Source organism: Pseudomonas sp. SJZ131 (assembly GCF_007828705.1).
Lineage (GTDB): Bacteria > Pseudomonadota > Gammaproteobacteria > Pseudomonadales > Pseudomonadaceae > Aquipseudomonas > Aquipseudomonas prosekii.
Map to the genome: position 1 here is coordinate 12,827 of NZ_VIVC01000004.1, position 20,721 is coordinate 33,547.

Annotated in this window: 2 protein-coding genes and 1 pseudogene; all 3 read right to left on the minus strand. The window is 60.6% G+C overall.

From position 1 onward, the window contains the following. Positions 1 to 656: 656 nt before the first annotated feature. Positions 657 to 995 (minus strand): tryptophan synthase subunit beta, encoded by a 339-nt coding sequence (locus tag FBY12_RS18130; protein ID WP_092275341.1) that lies wholly within the window; start codon positions 993 to 995, stop codon positions 657 to 659. A 148-nt stretch (positions 996 to 1,143) separates the two neighbouring features. After that, positions 1,144 to 6,951: an immunoglobulin-like domain-containing protein gene (locus FBY12_RS28165; RefSeq protein ID WP_371927497.1), complete on the minus strand. Its 5,808-nt coding sequence runs from the start codon at positions 6,949 to 6,951 to the stop codon at positions 1,144 to 1,146. Positions 6,952 to 6,978: 27 nt separating this feature from the next. Continuing rightward, positions 6,979 to 20,706, minus strand: a pseudogene (locus tag FBY12_RS18135) (retention module-containing protein); the annotation flags it as partial. Positions 20,707 to 20,721 lie beyond the last annotated feature (15 nt).

Genomic DNA, 20,721 nt, shown 5'->3' on the forward strand with positions numbered 1-20,721 from the left:
AGTTACATCGACCTGAAATATCGAGTCGAACTCAGGTCTTGAAAAGCATTGAGATCCACCCCTCACCCTAACCCTCTCCCCAGAGGGGCGAGGGGACTGACCGTGTTGTTTTTGGAGTTACATCGACCTGAAATATCGAGTCGAACTCAGGTCTTGAAAAGCATTGAGATCCACCCCTCACCCTAACCCTCTCCCCAGAGGGGCGAGGGGATCGACCGTGTTGTTCTTGGAGATACATCGACCTGAAAAATCGAGTCGAACTCAGGTCCTGAAAAGCATTGAGATCCACCCCTCACCCTAACCCTCTCCCCAGAGGGGCGAGGGGACTGACTGTGTTGTTCCTGGAGATACATCGACCTGAAATATCGAGTCGAATTCAGGTCCTGAAGAGCATTGAGATCCACCCCTAACCCTCTCCCAGAGGGGGCGAGGGGATCGACCGTGTTGTTCTTGGAGATACATCGACCTGAAATATCGAGTCGAACTCAGGTCCTGAAGAGCATGAAGATCTGCTCCCTTTCCCCCTCGCCCCTATGGGGAGAGGGCTGGGGTGAGGGGTGGCTCTTCAGCCCCTCTTCAGGCCAAGGGAGATTCAAGTTCAAGCAAAGAACCATTGCGAAGTGGGCGCAAGCTCCTCGCCGCGAACCAACTGATCCCTAGATCAACCCGGTCTCATCAACATCAATCAAATGACTCAACCCGCCCAACGCTTCCCGGGCCTGGGTCCGGTCCATCAGTTTGGCTTGGGCGGCGGCCGGCAGGTCGGTGACGCGGATCACGCCTTTGCTGGTCAGCACCTGGATCAAGTCGTCGAGTACCCGGATCATTTCCAGGTCGCTCTGCTTGAGCTGTTTGAGGCTCGATTCCATCACCTCGTTGGCGTACCAGGCCTGGATCTCGTGATTGTCGGCCGGCAGTGTTTCCGTGGCCTCGGCATAAGCCGCGGCTTCCACGCGCACTAATTGGCCTTGCGCATCGCGTTGCACGTAAAACATTGAGCATCCCTCAGAAGTGAACCAGCGTCATGCTGTCAGCAGCATAGGCCAACTGTTGGCGAGTATGCGGTGCGGCGACGAAATCGTCACCGGTAGGCTGTCGGAAAACGTGACGGCCGCCCCATAAGGGCGGCCGTTTTACGTTGTATCAGCTGTTGTTGTGGTCGACTTTGATGGTCGGATCGCTACCGGCAATCAAGCTGTGCAAGTTGGCCGAAGACCAGTTGTTGCCTTCCAGTTTGATCGTCACGTCCGGCGAAGCGGCGGCAGCGTCGCCCGAGTTGAACTTGCCGGCCGAGCTGACCTGCAACGACGACACGCCATCGACCGTGGAAATCTTCAGGAAGTTGTCGATGGTGCTGCCGGTTTCGCCCTGCAACAAATCGCGCAGGTCGATGCGGTCACCTTCGCTGGCCTTGAAGTCCTTGATCACGTCCGTGCCGGTGTCGCCCGACTTCCAGACAAAGGTGTCGGCGCCCGAACCACCGATCAGAATGTCGTTGCCCGACCCGCCGATCAGCGTGTCGTTGCCGGTGCCGCCGAGCAGGATGTCATTGCCCTTGCCGCCATCGAGCAGGTCGTTGCCGCCCGAGCCGAACAGGATGTCATTGCCCGCGCCGCCTAGCAGTGTGTCGTTGCCGTCATGGGCGCCGGACACGTCGAACACGCTGTAATTCTCGGTGATGAACTGGTGCACGTTGCTGGTCGTGACTTTGCTGACTTCGACGCCGGTTTGCTGCGCGACGAACGCCTGCATCGCCTGATAACCCTCGCCGGCAATGCCGTTGAAGCTCACCAGATCGCCGAACAGGATGTCGTTGCCGTCACCGCCATTGACCGTGTCGGAACCCGGCAGCGTCGCTTCGGTGTGACCGATGATCGAGTTGGCGAGGTCTTTCGGATCAATGTTGGTTTGTGGCGTCTTGTCCGAGTCGTAAGGTTTCAGGTCGGCCAGAGTCACGTCTTTGTTGAGGCCGATGGCTTCCACGTTCGACAAGTTGTTCAGCAGTGCAAAACCGCTACCCGAATTGTTGGTCGTGGCGTTGTCGGTGCTGCTGCCGCTGCCCGCCAACGATGACAACTCGTAAGTGCCGTCGCCCTGCGCGTGAACGGTGCCGAGGGTCGTCGAGCTCCAGCCCCACCACGAGTTGTAGGTTTGCATGGTCGCCACACCATTGCTGTTGATGCTCAGGTAGTGCGTGTTGTCGATGTACGTCGCGAACGTATCGCCGATTTTGTAGTTGCTGGTTTTCACCACGTCATCAAACTTGACGTTGCTGTACAGCGTCGGGTTGGTCTGCTCGTTGGTCTGGTAGTAAGTCGGCTGGCCGTCGGTGATGAAGTACGTGAGGTTCTTCGCACCGGTATTGGCCAAGGCATCCGGGCTGAGGAACCAGTTGGCCGTGGTTTTGAACACGTCCTCGTAGTTGGTGCCGCCGCCGGACGCCATCGAATCCAGTACCGCTTTGAGCAGGACCAGCGCGTTCGGGTCGTTGAGATTCACCGACACCGACTTGTTGACCTGGGTATCGAAGTCCGCGAGGAAGATATTCACGGTGCCCGCATTGCCGCCCATGCTTTGCTTGAGCGTGTTGAACACGGTGGTCAGCGAGTTCTTCGCGGCGGTGATCGAGGCGCTGCTCATGCTGCCCGAGCTGTCGACCATGAACGCGATGTTGTAGTTGGTGCCCGGCACCACGGTCAGGCCACCGATGTCGCCGACAATAATGTCGTTGCCGTCGGTGCCGGTCACGGTGTCGCTCCCGGAGGTGCCAGTGATCGCGGTGTAAGTGGCCGGGAACACGGTGACCGGAATCTGCGCCGTGGACACCGCCGAACCGCCCAGCGCCTCGGTCGAGGTTGAGGTCACGGTCAGGTTGAACTGGCCGTTGTAGTACGGCGGCGGGGTCACGGTCAGTGTGCCGAGGTTCCAGCCAGTGACGTTGGCTTCGCCGGAAGTCGCGCTGGCGGTGAAGGTGTGGCCCGCGCCGTCGGTCAGCACCGAACCTGCCGGGATGCCGCTGATTTTCACGCTCAGGCTTTCGGAGCCGTCGGTGTCGGTCAGTGCAGTTTTCACCGCAGACAAATGCACGCTGGTGCCTTCGGCGCCGGTGTTGAGTTTGTAGCCGTCGTAGTAACCCTCACCGTTGCTGCCGTGCAGATCGGAAACGGTCACGCCGGAAGCGGCGAGGTCGGCGATGCCGGTGTAGAGCGGCACGCCAGCGCTGCTCAGATCGACCGCCGCGGCGCCATTCACCGACAGGTTGACGTCGTAGCTGCCCGGGCCACTCTGGTTGTGGTGGTAGATGTCCAGGGTGTAGTAACCGCTGGCGGTCGGCGTGTACGAGCCACTCAAAGTGCCGCCCGCGCCCCACAGGGCCGACGCGACGTTTTTGCCGCCAATGGTCACCAGCAAACTGTCATCGCCGGTGCCGCTGAAGCTGTAGGTCTTGCCGGCTTCGAGGTAGATCAGGCCGGACGTTTTCGAGGCCGTGCCGGCGTTGACGCTGCCGTCGGACTGGACGTTGGTCACAGTGGTGCTGGAGTTCGGGGTGCCCGCCGCGTCGATCACTGCTTTGAGGGTCGCCGAAGGTGCGCCGCTGCCGTCGGTGCCGAGGCCCGACAGGCCGGTCCAGACTTCCTTGATCAGCCCGGTGGATTTCACCGCGTTATCAGCGACGGTCAGGGTCGGTGCATCCGCCACTGGCGTGATGTCGATTTTGATGGTGCCGGTGTTGCCCAACAGTTGGCCGTCGGTTGGCTGGAATTTGATCTGTGCGTAATCCGCCTGATTGTTGCCCAGACCGGTGCCGCCGTAGCCGTTGGTGCCGGACTCGTTGGTGTCCGGGGTGAAACGCAACTTGCCAGCGTCGATGTCAGCCTTGCTGAAGGTCTGGTTGTTGCTGACGTCGGTCCAGGTCGAGCCGTTCAGGTACTGCAACTTGCCTTCGACCGGCAGGCCGGTGATTTTCACACCGAGGCTCGCCGCCGGGCTGTCGACATCGCTGACGCCGAAGGTCGACCAGCCGAGTACCAGCGGGGTGTCTTCGGTGCCGGTGACGTTGACCGGTGCAGCGGTCGGCGCGTCGTTGACGGCGACCACGTTAACGGTGGTCGTGGCGACGTTGGAGTAGTTGCCGCCATCGGTCACGGTAACGGTGATGGTGCGCGGTACGGTGCTCGGGTTTTCACTGTTGTTGGTGAAGCTGATGTTCTTGATCTGCTGCATGTAATCGGCCAGCGACGCGGTGCCCGACAAGGTCAGCGTCACGGTGCCGTTGGTGCTGTTGGCATTGATGCTGATGCCGTTGACGCTATTGCCGAGGTTCAGTGCATCGCCGTCCTGACGGTTGGTCAACACGATGGTCGCGCCGGTCAGCATGGTGCTGTCCGGGTCGGTGATTTTCAGATCGGTGTCAGCAATGGAAACGCCTTGGCCGGTGGTGCCTTCGGTGAAGGTCACGTTGTAGTTGGCCCCGGTGGCGCCGCTGGAATTGTTCGCGTCCAGATCGATGACCGGCGGTGCGTCGTTGTCGATGATCGAGGTGCTGACGCTGCCGTTGGAAGCGCTGATCGCCAGGTTCTCGAAGTTGCCACCGACTGCCGAATCGATTTTGACCACGAAGTTTTCAGTGCCTTCGGTGATCTTGTCGTCGATCGTCGCCACGTTGAAATTGGCGCTGCTCGCGCCGGCCGGGATTTTCACGGTGTACACACCGGTGAAGTCCGAACCGTCGGCGGCGGTGCCGCTGTAGACGATTTTCAGCGTCACTTCGGTTTGCGCCGGGTGGGTCAGGCTGACGGTGTAGCTGGCGGTCTGACCTTCAGTCACCGAACTGCTGCCGCTGATGCTGACTTCAGCCCGGTCGATGGTGTCGGTGACGGCGGTCACGGCCGGCACACTGCTTTTCACCAGGTTCTCGAAGTTGCCACCGGTGGCGCTGGTGATGGTCGCTTGAACCGAACCGGCATCCTTGTAAACGTCATCGGCAGGTGCTGCAACGTTGACCGTGCCGGAGGTTTTGCCGGCGTCGATGGTGATGACTGCACCGTTGCTCAGCGTCACGGTCACTGGCGAGCCAGCGGCGTTAGTCAGGGTGGCGGTGTAGGTGATCTGGCCACCTTCGGCTACCGAGTTGGTGGCGCTCAGCGACAGATTGGTGGTGTCGACCACGTCGGTCACGGTGGTGCTGACCGGGGTTTTGTCGGCGACCAGATTTTCGTAGTTGCCGCCCGTCACGTTGGTGATCGAGTTGGTCAGTGGTGCGTTACCGGCCAGCGCGTCGTTTGGCGCGATAGTGGTGACGGTGCCGACGGTTTTGCCGATGTCGATGGTGATCGACTGGCCGTTGGCCAGCGATACGGTGACAGGGCTGCCGGTGACTGGTTGGCCGACTGTTGCGGTGTAGGTGACAGTGCCACCTTCAGCAGCAGTGCCGGTTGCCGTCAGTTTGACGGTCGAAGTGTCGATCGTGTCGGTGACGTTGGTGATTGCTGGCGTGGTGCTTGGGACCAGGTTCTCGAAGTTGCCACCGGTGGCGGTTTTGATCGTTGCCTGGACGGTGCCGGCGTCTTTGTAGACGTCATCGGACGGCGCTGGCACGGTCGCGGTGCCGGAGGTTTTGCCGGCGTCGATGGTGATGACTGCGCCGTTGCTCAACGTCACGGTCACTGGCGTGCCAGCGGCGTTGGTCAGGGTGGCGGTGTAGGTGATCTGGCCACCTTCGGCTACCGAGTTGGTGGCGCTCAGCGACAGGTTGGTGGTGTCGACCACGTCGGTCACGGTGGTGCTGACCGGGGTTTTGTCGGCGACCAGGTTTTCGTAGTTGCCGCCCGTGACGTTGGTGATCGAGTTGGTCAGCGGCGCGTTACCGGCCAGCGCGTCGTTTGGCGCGATAGTGGTGACGGTGCCGACGGTTTTGCCGAGTTCAATCGTGATCGTTTGACCGTTTGCCAACGATACGGTGACCGGGCTGCCGGTGACTGGTTGGCCGACTGTTGCGGTGTAGGTGACGGTGCCACCTTCAGCAGCGGTGCCGGTCGCGGTCAGTTTGACGGTCGAGGTGTCGATTGTGTCGGTGACGTTGGTAACGGCAGGAACAGTGCTAGGCACCAGGTTCTCGAAGTTACCGCCGGTCGCGCCAGTGATGGTTGCCTGAACTGAGCCGGCATCTTTGTAGACGTCATCGGACGGCGCTGGCACGGTCGCGGTGCCGGAGGTTTTGCCGGCGTCGATGGTGATCACTGCGCCGTTGCTCAGCGTCACGGTCACTGGCGAGCCAGCGGCGTTAGTCAGCGTAGCGGTGTAAACAATCGAGCCACCTTCAGCCACGGAACCGGTAGCGCTCAGCGACAGGTTGGTGGTGTCGACGGTGTCAGTGATCGTGGTCGAAACCGGCGTTTTGTCGGCGACCAGGTTCTCGTAGTTGCCGCCCGTCACGTTGGTGATCGAGTTGGTCAGCGGTGCGTTACCGGCCAGCGCATCGTTTGGCGCGAGGGTGGTAACGGTGCCGACGGTTTTGCCGATGTCGATGGTGATCGACTGGCCGTTGGCGAGCGACACGGTGACCGGGCTGCCGGTTACGGGTTGGCCGACGGTCGCGGTGTAAGTGACGGTTCCACCTTCAGCGGCGGTGCCGGTTGCAGTCAGTTTGACGGTCGAAGTGTCGATAGTGTCGGTGACGTTGGTGACTGCAGGAACGGTGCTAGGCACCAGATTCTCGAAGTTGCCGCCGGTTGCCGAGGAAATAGTCGCTTCAACTTTGCCGGCGTCTTTGTAGACGTCGTCGGACGGCGCTGGCACGGTCGCAGTGCCGGAGGTTTTACCGGCGTCGATGGTGATGACTGCACCGTTGGACAGGGTAACGGTGACTGGCGAACCTGCCGCGTTGGTCAACGTCGCGGTGTAAACAATCGAGCCACCTTCAGCGACCGAGTTGGTTGCGCTCAGCGACAAGTTGGTGGTGTCGACGGTGTCAGTGATCGTGGTCGAAACCGGAGTTTTGTCGGCAACCAGGTTTTCGTAGTTGCCGCCAGTGACGTTGGTGATCGAGTTGGTCAGCGGTGCGTTACCGGCCAGCGCGTCGTTTGGCGCGAGGGTGGTGACGGTGCCGACGGTTTTGCCGAGTTCAATCGTGATCGTCTGACCGTTGGCCAGCGATACGGTGACCGGGCTGCCAGTAACTGGCTGGCCGACGGTCGCGGTGTAGGTGACGGTTCCACCTTCAGCAGCGGTGCCGGTCGCGGTCAGTTTGACGGTCGAGGTGTCGATGGTGTCGGTGACGTTGGTAACGGCAGGAACGGTGCTAGGCACCAAGTTCTCGAAGTTGCCACCAGTTGCCGAGGAAATGGTCGCTTCGACTTTGCCGGCATCTTTGTAGACGTCGTCGGACGGCGCTGGCACGGTCGCGGTGCCGGAAGTTTTGCCGGCGTCGATGGTGATGACTGCGCCGTTGCTCAGCGTCACGGTGACTGGCGTGCCAGCGGCGTTGGTCAGGGTGGCGGTGTAGGTGATCTGGCCACCTTCGGCTACCGAGTTGGTGGCGCTCAGCGACAGGTTGGTGGTGTCGACCACGTCGGTCACGGTGGTGCTGACCGGGGTTTTGTCGGCGACCAGGTTTTCGTAGTTGCCGCCCGTGACGTTGGTGATCGAGTTGGTCAGCGGTGCGTTACCGGCCAGCGCGTCGTTTGGCGCGATAGTGGTAACGGTGCCGACGGTTTTGCCGATGTCGATGGTGATCGACTGGCCGTTGGCCAGCGATACGGTGACAGGGCTACCGGTTACGGGTTGGCCGACGGTGGCGGTGTAGGTGACGGTTCCACCTTCAGCAGCGGTGCCGGTCGCGGTCAGTTTGACGGTCGAGGTGTCGATTGTGTCGGTGACGTTGGTGACTGCAGGAACGGTGCTAGGCACCAGGTTCTCGAAGTTGCCACCAGTCGCGGTAGAGATTGTCGCTTCGACTTTTCCGGCGTCTTTGTAGACGTCGTCCGACGGCGCTGGAACGGTCGCGGTGCCGGAGGTTTTGCCGGCGTCGATGGTGATGACTGCACCGTTGCTCAACGTCACGGTCACTGGCGTGCCAGCGGCGTTGGTCAGAGTGGCGGTGTAAACAATCGAACCACCTTCAGCGACCGAACCGGTCGCACTCAGCGACAGATTGGTGGCGTCGGCGGTGTCGGTGACCGTGGTCGAAACCGGCGTTGCATCAGCGACCAGGTTCTCGTAGTTGCCGCCGGTTACGCCGGTGATTGAGTTGTTCAGCGCCGCTTGACCAACCAACGCATCGTTCGGCGCTACGAAGTTCACGGTGCCAGTAGTGTTGCCGACTTCGATGGTGATGGTTTGGCCATTCGCCAAAGAAACGGTGACCGGGCTGCCGGTTACGGGCTGGCCGACGGTCGCGGTGTAAACCACGGTGCCGCCTTCAACGACGCTGTCGGTAGCGGTCAGTTTTACCGTCGAGGTGTCGATGGTGTCGGTCACTTCGGTGACGGCGGGAACGGTGCTTGGCACCAGGTTCTCGAAGTTGCCACCGGTAGCCGAAGTGATGGTTGCTTCGACTTTGCCAGCGTCTTTGTAGACGTCATCGGTCGGCGCTGGCACGGTCGCGGTGCCGAAGGTTTTGCCGGCGTCGATGGTGATGACTGCACCGTTGCTCAACGTCACGGTCACTGGCGTGCCAGCGGCGTTGGTCAGAGTGGCGGTGTAAACAATCGAGCCACCTTCAGCGATCGAATCTGTAGCCGACAGGCTGAGGTTCGTGGTGTCTGTGGTATCGGTAACCGTCGTATCCGCCGGTTTTCCGTCAACTTCCAGCTTCTCGTAGTTGCCGCCCGTCGCGTCGTCGATTTTCACGCTCAACGAAGCGCCGCCCGCCAAGGCGTCGTTCGGTGCAACGAAGTTGACGAAGCCGCTGCTCGCGCCGACCGGGATAGTGATCGTCTGGCCGCTGGACAGTGTGACGACCACTGGCGAATCGGTCACTGGCGCCGAAACGGAAGCGGTGTAAACAACGGTGCCGCCTTCAGCGACGCTCGATGTCGCGGTGAGGCTGACGGTCGACGTGTCGATGGTATCCGTCACAGTTGTGACGGCGGCTACTGGGCTGGTGACCAGGTTTTCGAAGTTGCCGCCGGTTGATTCCTTGATCGTGGCTTCGACTTTACCGGCGTCTTTGTAGACGTCATCGGCCGGAGCGGCGAAGGCTACGGAACCGCTGGTGGCACCGGCTGCGATAAGGATGATCGCGCCGTTGCTCAGCGTCACCGTCATCGGTGTGCCGGTAGCATTGGTCAGGTTGGCGGTGTAGACGATCGACCCGCCCTCGGCGACGGAGTTGGTCGCGCTCAGGCTGAGGGTCGTGGTGTCAGCGGTGTCGGTCACGGTGGTGGTAACTGGGGTGTTATCAGCGACGAGGTTTTCGTAGTTGCCGCCGGTTACGCCGGTGATCGAGTTGTTCAGAGCGGCCTGGCCGACCAGTGCATCGTTTGGTGCGACGAAGTTGACGGTGCCGGTGGTGTTGCCGACTTCGATGGTGATGGTTTGGCCGTTGGCCAACGACACGGTGACTGGGCTGCCAGTCACTGGCTGGCCAACGGTCGCTGTGTAGGTGACGGTGCCGCCTTCAACGACGGTATCGGTGGCGGTCAGTTTGACCGTCGAGGTGTCGATGGTATCGGTGACTTCGGTGACGGCTGGAACGGTGCTTGGCACCAGATTCTCGAAGTTGCCACCGGTTGCCGAAGTGATGGTCGCTTCGACTTTGCCGGCATCTTTGTAGACGTCATCGGTCGGTGCTGCGACGGTTGCGGTGCCGAAGGTTTTGCCCGCGTCGATGGTGATTACCGCGCCATTCGACAGAGTCACGGTCACTGGCGTACCCGCCGCGTTGGTCAACGTCGCGGTGTATACGATCGAACCACCTTCAGCCACGGAACCGGTCGCGCTCAGCGACAGATTGGTCGCGTCGGTCGTGTCAGTCACGGTGGTGGTGACCGGGGTGTTATCGGCGACGAGGTTCTCGTAATTACCGCCAGTGACGCCGGTGATCGAGTTGTTCAGCGCCGCTTGACCGACCAATGCGTCGTTCGGTGCGACGAAGTTGACAGTACCGGTGGTGTTGCCGACTTCGATGGTGATCGTCTGACCATTCGCCAACGACACAGTAACCGGGCTGCCAGTGACTGGCTGGCCAACGGTGGCGGTGTAAACCACGGTGCCGCCTTCACTCACGCTTTCGGTTGCGGTCAGTTTGACGGTCGAAGTGTCGATGGTGTCAGTGACGTCTGTTACTGCCGGAACCGTGCTTGGCACCAGATTCTCGAAGTTGCCACCGGTTGCCGAAGTGATGGTCGCTTCGACTTTGCCGGCGTCTTTGTAGACGTCATCGGTCGGTGCTGCGACGGTTGCGGTGCCGAAGGTTTTGCCCGCGTCGATGGTGATCACTGCGCCGTTCGACAGAGTCACTGTCACTGGCGAACCAGCGGCGTTAGTCAGGGTCGCGGTATAAACGATCGAACCACCTTCAGCCACCGAACCGGTCGCGCTAAGCGACAGATTGGTGGTGTCAGCGGTGTCAGTGACCGTGGTGGTGACCGGAGTGGCATCGGCTACGAGGTTCTCGTAGTTGCCGCCGGTTACGCCGGTGATCGAGTTAGTCACTGGTGCTTGACCAACCAGTGCGTCATTCGGTGCGACGAAGTTGACAGTACCGGTGGTGTTGCCGACTTCGATGGTGATCGTCTGTCCATTCGCCAACGACACAGTAACCGGACTGCCAGTCACTGGTTGGCCGACGGTCGCGGTGTAGGTGACGGTGCCGCCTTCGGCAACGCTGTCGGTAGCGGTCAGTTTCACCGTCGACGTGTCGATGGTGTCAGTGACGTCTGTTACCGCAGGAACGGTGCTTGGCACCAGGTTCTCGAAGTTGCCACCGGTTGCCGAAGTGATGGTCGCTTCGACTTTGCCGGCGTCTTTGTAGACGTCATCGCTCGGTGCCGCAACGGTCGCGGTGCCGAAGGTTTTGCCGGCGTCGATGGTGATTACCGCGCCATTCGACAAAGTAACGGTGACTGGCGAGCCCGCCGCGTTGGTCAGCGTCGCGGTGTATACGATCGAACCACCTTCAGCGACGGAACCGGTAGCGCTCAGCGAAAGATTCGTGGTGTCGACGGTGTCGGTAACCGTAGTCGAAACCGGCGTTGCGTCAGCGACCAAGTTCTCGTAGTTGCCCCCGGTAACGCCAGTGATGGCATTGGTGACCGGTGCTTGGCCGACCAGTGCGTCGTTTGGAGCAACGAAATTCACGGTGCCAGTGGTGTTGCCGACTTCAATGGTGATGGTTTGGCCGTTGGCCAACGACACGGTGACTGGGCTGCCAGTAACAGGCTGGCCGACGGTGGCGGTGTAAACAACGGTGCCGCCTTCAGCGACGCTGTCGGTTGCGGTCAGTTTGACCGTCGAGGTGTCGATGGTATCGGTAACTTCGGTAACGGCCGCAACGGTGCTTGGCACCAGATTCTCAAAATTGCCACCAGTCGCGCCAGTGATGGTTGCCTGAACCGAACCGGCGTCCTTGTAGACGTCATCGTTCGGTGCCGCAACGGTCGCGGTGCCGAAGGTTTTGCCGGCGTCGATGGTGATCACGGCACCGTTCGACAAGGTCACGGTGACCGGCGAACCAGCGGCGTTGGTCAGGGTAGCTGTGTAAACAATCGAGCCACCTTCAGCGACTGAACCGGTAGCGCTCAGCGACAAGTTAGTGGTGTCAGCGGTGTCGGTCACGGTGGTGGTAACTGGGGTGTTATCGGCGACGAGGTTTTCGTAGTTGCCGCCAGTTACGCCGGTGATCGAGTTGTTCAGCGCCGCTTGGCCGACCAGTGCATCGTTTGGTGCGACGAAGTTGACGGTGCCGGTGGTGTTGCCGACCTCGATAGTGATGGTCTGGCCGTTGGCCAACGAAACGGTGACCGGGCTGCCAGTGACCGGCGCGCCAACCGTGGCGGTGTAAACCACCGTCCCGCCTTCAGCGACGCTGTCGGTGGCGGTCAGTTTGACGGTCGAGGTGTCGATGGTGTCGGTGACTTCGGTGACGGCCGGAACCGTGCTCGGTACCAGGTTCTCGAAGTTGCCACCGGTAGCCGAAGTGATGGTTGCTCCGACTTTGCCAGCGTCTTTGTAGACGTCATCGGTCGGCGCTGGCACGGTCGCGGTGCCGAAGGTTTTGCCGGCGTCGATGGTGATCACAGCACCGTTCGACAGGGTTACTGTCACTGGCGAACCAGCGGCATTGGTCAGGGTGGCGGTGTATACGATCGAACCACCTTCAGCGACGGACCCGGTCGCGCTCAGCGACAAGTTAGTGGTGTCAGCGGTATCAGTCACGGTGGTGGTGACCGGGGTGTTATCGGCTACGAGGTTTTCGTAGTTGCCGCCGGTTACGCCGGTGATTGAGTTGTTCAGAGCAGCTTGACCAACCAACGCATCGTTCGGCGCTACGAAGTTCACGGTGCCAGTAGTGTTGCCGACTTCGATGGTGATGGTCTGGCCGTTGGCCAGGCTCACGGTGACTGGGCTGCCGGTTACTGGTTGGCCGACGGTCGCGGTGTAAACAACGGTGCCACCTTCAGCGACGCTATCGGTAGCGGTCAGTTTTACCGTCGAGGTGTCGATGGTGTCGGTCACTTCGGTGACGGCTGGAACGGTGCTTGGCACCAGGTTCTCGAAGTTGCCACCGGTCGCGGCAGTGATGGTTGCCTGAACCGAACCGGCGTCCTTATAGACGTCATCGGTCGGTGCAGCAACGGTCGCAGTGCCGAAGGTTTTGCCCGCGTCGATGGTGATCACCGCGCCGTTCGACAGAGTAACGGTGACTGGCGAGCCAGCCGCATTGGTCAGCGTCGCGGTGTAAACAATCGAACCACCTTCAGCGACGGAGCCGGTCGCGCTCAGCGACAGATTGGTGGTGTCGACGGTATCGGTAACCGTGGTCGAAACTGGCGTTGCATCAGCGACCAGGTTCTCGTAGTTGCCGCCGGTAACGCCAGTGATGGCATTGGTGACCGGTGCTTGGCCGACCAGTGCATCGTTTGGAGCAACGAAATTCACGGTGCCGGTGGTATTGCCGACTTCGATGGTGATGGTTTGGCCATTCGCCAACGACACAGTAACTGGGCTGCCAGTCACTGGTTGGCCGACGGTGGCGGTGTAAACCACCGTCCCGCCTTCAGCAACGCTGTCGGTCGCAGTCAGTTTGACCGTCGAGGTGTCGATGGTGTCAGTGACTTCGGTGACGGCTGGAACGGTGCTTGGCACCAGGTTCTCGAAGTTGCCACCGGTTGCCGAAGTGATGGTTGCTTCGACTTTGCCAGCGTCTTTGTAAACATCATCCGACGGTGCTGCGACGGTCGCGGTGCCGAAGGTTTTGCCGGCGTCGATGGTAATCACCGCGCCGTTCGACAAGGTCACGGTAACCGGCGAACCCGCCGCGTTGGTCAGCGTCGCGGTGTAGACAATCGAACCACCTTCAGCCACCGAACCGGTAGCGCTAAGCGACAGATTGGTGGTGTCAGCGGTATCGGTCACGGTGGTGGTAACCGGGGTGCCATCGGCGACGAGGTTCTCGTAATTGCCGCCGGTTACGCCGGTGATCGAGTTAGTCACTGGTGCTTGACCAACCAGTGCGTCATTCGGTGCGACGAAGTTGACAGTACCGGTGGTGTTGCCGACTTCGATGGTGATCGTCTGTCCATTCGCCAACGACACAGTAACCGGACTGCCAGTCACTGGTTGGCCGACGGTCGCGGTGTAGGTGACGGTGCCGCCTTCGGCAACGCTGTCGGTAGCGGTCAGTTTCACCGTCGACGTGTCGATGGTGTCAGTGACGTCTGTTACCGCAGGAACGGTGCTTGGCACCAGATTCTCGAAGTTGCCGCCGGTAGCCGAAGTGATGGTTGCTTCGACTTTGCCAGCGTCTTTGTAGACGTCATCGGTCGGTGCCGCAACGGTCGCGGTGCCGAAGGTTTTGCCCGCGTCGATGGTGATTACCGCGCCGTTCGACAAGGTCACGGTAACCGGCGAGCCCGCCGCGTTGGTCAGCGTGGCGGTGTAGACAATCGAGCCGCCTTCAGCGACGGAGCCGGTGGCGCTCAGCGACAGATTGGTGGTGTCGACGGTGTCGGTAACCGTGGTGGTGACCGGAGTGCCATCGGCGACGAGGTTTTCGTAGTTGCCGCCAGTCACACCCGTGATCGAGTTGTTCAGCGCCGCTTGGCCGACCAATGCGTCGTTCGGTGCGACGAAGTTGACGGTGCCGGTGGTGTTGCCGACTTCGATGGTGATGGTTTGGCCGTTGGCCAACGACACGGTAACCGGGCTGCCAGTCACTGGCTGGCCGACGGTCGCGGTGTAAATCACCGTGCCGCCTTCAGCGACGCTGTCGGTAGCGGTCAATTTGACCGTCGACGTGTCGATGGTATCGGTAACTTCGGTGACGGCTGGAACCGTGCTCGGTACCAGGTTCTCGAAGTTGCCACCGGTTGCCGAAGTGATGGTCGCTTCGACTTTGCCGGCATCTTTGTAGACGTCATCGGTCGGCGCTGGCACGGTCGCGGTGCCGAAGGTTTTGCCGGCATCGATGGTGATCACGGCGCCGTTCGACAAGGTCACGGTAACCGGCGAACCCGCCGCGTTGGTCAGCGTGGCGGTATAAACAATCGAACCACCTTCAGCCACGGAACCGGTCGCGCTCAGCGACAGGTTGGTGGTGTCGGTAGTGTCAGTAACCGTGGTGGTGACCGGAGTGGCATCGGCGACCAGGTTCTCGTAGTTGCCGCCAGTCACACCCGTGATCGAGTTGTTCAGCGCCGCTTGACCAACCAACGCATCGTTCGGTGCGACGAAGTTGACAGTACCGGTGGTGTTGCCGACTTCGATGGTGATGGTTTGGCCGTTCGCCAACGACACGGTAACCGGGCTGCCAGTCACTGGCTGGCCGACGGTCGCGGTATAAACCACGGTACCGCCTTCAGCCACGCTATCAGTAGCGGTCAGTTTCACCGTCGAAGTATCGATGGTATCGGTCACTTCGGTAACGGCCGGAACGGTGCTAGGCACCAGGTTCTCGAAGTTGCCACCGGTTGCCGAAGTGATGGTTGCTTCGACTTTGCCGGCGTCTTTGTAGACGTCGTCGCTTGGTGCCGCAACGGTCGCGGTGCCGAATGTTTTGCCGGCGTCGATGGTGATCACCGCGCCGTTCGACAGAGTTACTGTCACTGGCGAACCAGCGGCGTTCGTCAACGTGGCGGTGTAAACAATCGAACCACCTTCAGCCACCGAGCCAGTAGCGCTCAGCGACAGGTTGGTAGTGTCGGCGGTGTCGGTCACGGTGGTGGTGACTGGGGTGCCATCGGCTACGAGGTTCTCGTAGTTGCCGCCGGTTACGCCGGTGATCGAATTGCTGAGAGCGGCCTGACCGACCAACGCATCGTTCGGTGCGACGAAGTTGACAGTACCGGTGGTGTTACCAACTTCGATAGTGATGGTTTGGCCGTTGGCCAACGACACGGTGACCGGGCTGCCGGTTACGGGCTGGCCGACGGTTGCGGTGTAAACAACCGTCCCGCCTTCACTCACGCTGTCGGTCGCAGTCAGTTTGACCGTCGACGTGTCGATGGTATCGGTCACTTCGGTGACGGCCGGAACGGTGCTAGGCACCAAATTCTCAAAGTTGCCGCCAGTCGCGCCAGTGATCGTTGCCTGAACCGAACCGGCGTCTTTGTAGACGTCATCGGTCGGCGCTGGCACGGTCGCGGTGCCGAAGGTTTTGCCCGCGTCGATGGTAATCACCGCGCCGTTCGACAAAGTCACGGTGACCGGAGAGCCCGCCGCGTTGGTCAGCGTGGCGGTGTAGACAATCGAGCCGCCTTCAGCGACGGAGGCAGTAGCGCTCAGCGACAGATTGGTGGCGTCGGCGGTGTCGGTGACCGTGGTCGAAACCGGCGTTGCATCAGCGACCAGGTTCTCGTAGTTGCCGCCGGTTACGCCGGTGATTGAGTTGTTCAGCGCCGCTTGACCAACCAACGCATCGTTCGGCGCTACGAAGTTCACGGTGCCAGTAGTGTTGCCGACTTCGATGGTGATGGTTTGGCCGTTGGCCAGGCTCACGGTGACTGGGCTGCCGGTTACTGGCTGGCCAACGGTCGCGGTGTAAACAACGGTGCCACCTTCAGCGACGCTATCGGTAGCGGTCAGTTTGACCGTCGACGTGTCGATGGTATCGGTGACTTCGGTAACTGCTGGAACGGTGCTAGGCACCAAATTCTCAAAATTGCCACCGGTTGCCGAAGTGATGGTCGCTTCGACTTTGCCGGCGTCTTTGTAGACGTCATCGGTCGGTGCCGCAACGGTCGCGGTGCCGAAGGTTTTGCCGGCGTCGATGGTGATCACCGCGCCGTTCGACAAGGTCACGGTAACCGGCGAACCCGCCGCGTTGGTCAGCGTGGCGGTATAAACGATCGAACCACCTTCAGCCACCGAACCGGTCGCGCTTAGCGACAGATTGGTGGTGTCGGCGGTATCAGTCACGGTGGTGGTGACCGGGGTGTTATCGGCTACGAGGTTTTCGTAGTTGCCGCCGGTTACGCCAGTGATCGAGTTGTTCAGAGCGGCTTGACCAACCAATGCATCGTTCGGCGCAACAAAATTCACGGTGCCGGTGGTATTGCCGACTTCGATGGTGATGGTTTGGCCGTTGGCCAACGACACGGTAACCGGGCTGCCAGTCACTGGCTGGCCAACCGTGGCGGTGTAAACCACGGTGCCGCCTTCAGCAACGCTATCAGTAGCGGTCAGTTTCACCGTCGAAGTATCGATGGTATCGGTGACTTCGGTAACGGCTGGAACGGTGCTAGGTACCAAATTCTCGAAGTTGCCACCAGTCGCGCCAGTGATCGTTGCCTGAACCGGACCGGCGTCTTTATAGACGTCATCGCTCGGCGCCGGAACGGAAACAGTACCAACGGTTTTACCCGCATCAATGGTGATCACAGCACCATTCGACAACGTCACCGTAACCGGCGAACCCGCCGCATTGGTCAACGTGGCGGTGTAAACAATCGAACCACCCTCAGCCACCGAGTCAGTCGCGCTCAGGCTCAGGTTGGTCGTGTCCTGGGTATCGGTAACCGCGGTGTCAGCCGGTTTGCCGTCGATATCCAGCTTCTCGTAATTGCCGCCCTGCGCGTCATCAATCTTGACGCTCAGCGAGCTGCCACCGGCCAATGCATCGTTCGGGGCAACGAAGTTCACGGTGCCGGAACTGGCGCCAACCGGGATGGTGATGGTCTGGCCGTTCGACAAGGTCACGACGACGGGTGCGCCGGTGACCGGCGCGGTTACGGATGCGGTGTAGACGACGGTGCCGCCCTCGGCGACGCTCGGAGTGGCGGTCAGCGAAACGGTGCTGGTGTCGATGGTGTCGGCGACGTTGGTCACGGCCGCAGCCGGGTTGGTGATCAGATTTTCGAAGTTGCCGCCACTGGCGTCGGTGATGGTCGCTTCGACTTTGCCGGCGTCTTTATAGACGTCATCGGCCGGGGCCGCGACGGTCACGGAGCCGCTGGTGGCGCCGGCCGCGATGGTGATCACCGCGCCGTTGCTCAGGGTCACGGTCACTGGCGTGCCGGCCGCGGTGGTCAGGTTGGCGGTGTAGACAATCGAACCGCCCTCGGCCACATCGGTGGACGCCGAGAGGCTCAGGCCGGTGTTGTCGATAGAGTCGGTGATGGTGGTCAGCGCCGGCTCGGTGCTCGGCGTCAGTTGCTCGAAATTACCGCCAGTGGTGCCGGTGATTGTCGTGCTGACGGTGCTGCCATTGGTGTAAACGTCGTTTTGCGCCGTGTTGACGATGACGCTGCCGGTGGTGTTACCGGCGTCGATGGTGATGACCGAGCCATTGCTCAAGGTCACGGTCATCGGCGTGCCGGCCGGGTTGGTCAATGTTGCGGTGTACGTGATCTGGCCGCCTTCGACGACAGTTCCAGTGGCGGTGAGGCTCAGGCCGGTGTTGTCGATCGAGTCGGTAATGGTCGTGACGGCTGGCGTCGGATTCGGCACCAGGTTTTCGAAGTTGCCGCCGGTGGTGCCAGTGATCGTGGTGCTGACGGTGCTGCCGTTCTGATAAACATCATTGGCGGCGGTTGGAACATCAACGGTGCCAGTGGTTTTACCGGCGTCGATGGTGATGGTCGAACCGTTCGACAGAGTCACGGTAACCGGCGTCTGCGCTGCGTTGGTCAGCGTGGCGGTGTAGGTGATCTGGCCGCCTTCGGTGACCGTCGAACCTGCCGTTAAAGTGACGGTGGTGGTGTCGACGGAATCGGTAATGGTCGTGACGGCTGGCGTCGGATTCGGCACCAGATTTTCGAAGTTGCCGCCAGTAGTACCAGTGATTGTGGTGCTGACAGTGCTGCCGTTCTGATAAACATCATTCGCAGCGGTAGGAACATCAACAGTCCCAACGGTTTTGCCCGCATCAATAACAATCGTCGAACCGTTCGACAGGGTCACGGTAACCGGCGTCTGCGCTGGATTAGTCAGCGTGGCGGTGTAGGTAATCTGCCCGCCTTCAGTAACAGTGCCGCCCGCCGTCAAAGTAACGGTAGTGGTATCAACCGAATCGGTAATAGTAGTTACGGCTGGCACCGGATTCGGCACCAGGTTTTCGAAGTTGCCGCCAGTAGTGCCAGTGATCGTGGTGCTGACAGTGCTGCCGTTCTGATAAACATCATTGGCCGCTGTCGGAACATCAACAGTCCCAACGGTCTTGCCAGCGTCAATAACAATCGTCGAACCGTTCGACAGGGTTACAGCAACCGGCGTCTGCGCCGGGTTAGTCAGCGTAGCGGTGTAAGTAATCTGCCCGCCTTCAGTAACAGTGCCGCCCGCCGTCAAAGTAACGGTAGTGGTATCAACCGAATCGGTAATAGTAGTTACCGCTGGCACCGGATTCGGCACCAGGTTTTCGAAGTTGCCGCCAGTAGTGCCAGTGATCGTGGTGCTGACAGTGCTGCCGTTCTGATAGACATCATTCGCGGCGGTTGGAACATCAACAGTCCCAACGGTCTTGCCAGCATCAATAACAATCGTCGAACCGTTAGACAGGGTCACGGTAACCGGCGTCTGCGCCGGGTTCGTCAGCGTAGCGGTGTAGGTGATCTGGCCGCCTTCGGTGACCGTCGAACCTGCGGTCAAAGTGACGGTAGTAGTGTCGACCGAATCGGTAATAGTAGTTACCGCTGGCGTCGGGTTCGGCACCAGATTTTCGAAGTTGCCACCGGTGGTGCCAGTGATCGTGGTGCTGACGGTGCTGCCGTTCTGATAGACGTCATTGGCGGCGGTAGGAACATCAACAGTGCCAGTAGTTTTGCCGGCGTCGATGGTGATGGTCGAACCGTTTGAGAGAGTCACGGTAACCGGCGTTTGCGCTGCGTTGGTCAGCGTGGCGGTGTAGGTGATCTGGCCGCCTTCGGTGACCGTCGAACCTGCCGTTAAAGTGACGGTGGTGGTGTCGACGGAATCGGTAATGGTCGTGACGGCTGGCACCGGATTCGGCACCAGATTTTCGAAGTTGCCGCCAGTAGTGCCAGTGATCGTGGTGCTGACAGTGCTGCCGTTCTGATAAACATCATTCGCAGCAGTGGGAACATCAACAGTCCCAACGGTTTTGCCAGCATCAATAACAATCGTCGAGCCGTTCGACAGCGTCACGGTAACCGGCGTCTGCGCCGGATTAGTCAACGTAGCGGTGTAAGTAATCTGCCCGCCTTCAGTAACCGTGCCGCCGGCAGTCAAAGTGACGGTGGTGGTATCGATTGTGTCGGTAACTTGAGTCGTCGCCGGTACGGTCGGCGGGGTAACCACGATGCCGGTGCCGCCAGCGATGCCGGTCACGCTGACGTCGATTTGGGTCGCGTCGTTATAAACAGTGTCGTTCGGCGCCACTGGCACGTTGACGGTGCCGGTGGTCTGGCCGGCCGGAATCACGATCACCGAGCCATTCGACAAAGTGATGGTCAGGGCGCTGGTCGGTGCCTGAGTCAGGTTCGCGGTGTAAACCAGAACGCCGCCGGCCTCGGAGATGGTCGGCGTGGCGGTCAAGGTCAGCGTCGAGGGCTGATCGACGACGGCAGCATTGTTGCCAGTGTTGTTGGTATTAGCATTGTTGTCGGTCTGCCCGGCGACATCTTCCTGGGTGATCGCTGCTGCCGAGTCGATGCCCGCCGTCGGGAAACCAATAGTCGGGTCGACCCGGCCAGCGGTGGCATCGAGCATCACAAAACTGTGGCCGCCGCCAGCCGCGCCGCCAGTGCCTGCGGCGGTTGGGCCCGCAGCGGTGGCTTCGAGGTCTTGGGTCGGGTCGGCGCCGGCAACGATCGCCTGCTGCAATTCTTCAACCGATGGCGCGGCTTGCGCGGTGGCTTCTGCCAGGTCGGTGCTGGAATCCGGATCGGCGCCGCTCCACTGAGTATCGCGGCCCAGATCGAGGGTGCGGCCATCAGCCAATTCGAGCGAGACGGCACCCGCAACGCCGGTGTCTACCTGATCGCCAACAAACAGTCGGTCGCCTTCAACGAGTACGCGCCGGACGCCCTCTGGGGACACCACGAAAACCTGACCAACAATGCTTTTGACGATGGCAACAACACTGCTCATTGAAGACTCTCCGGG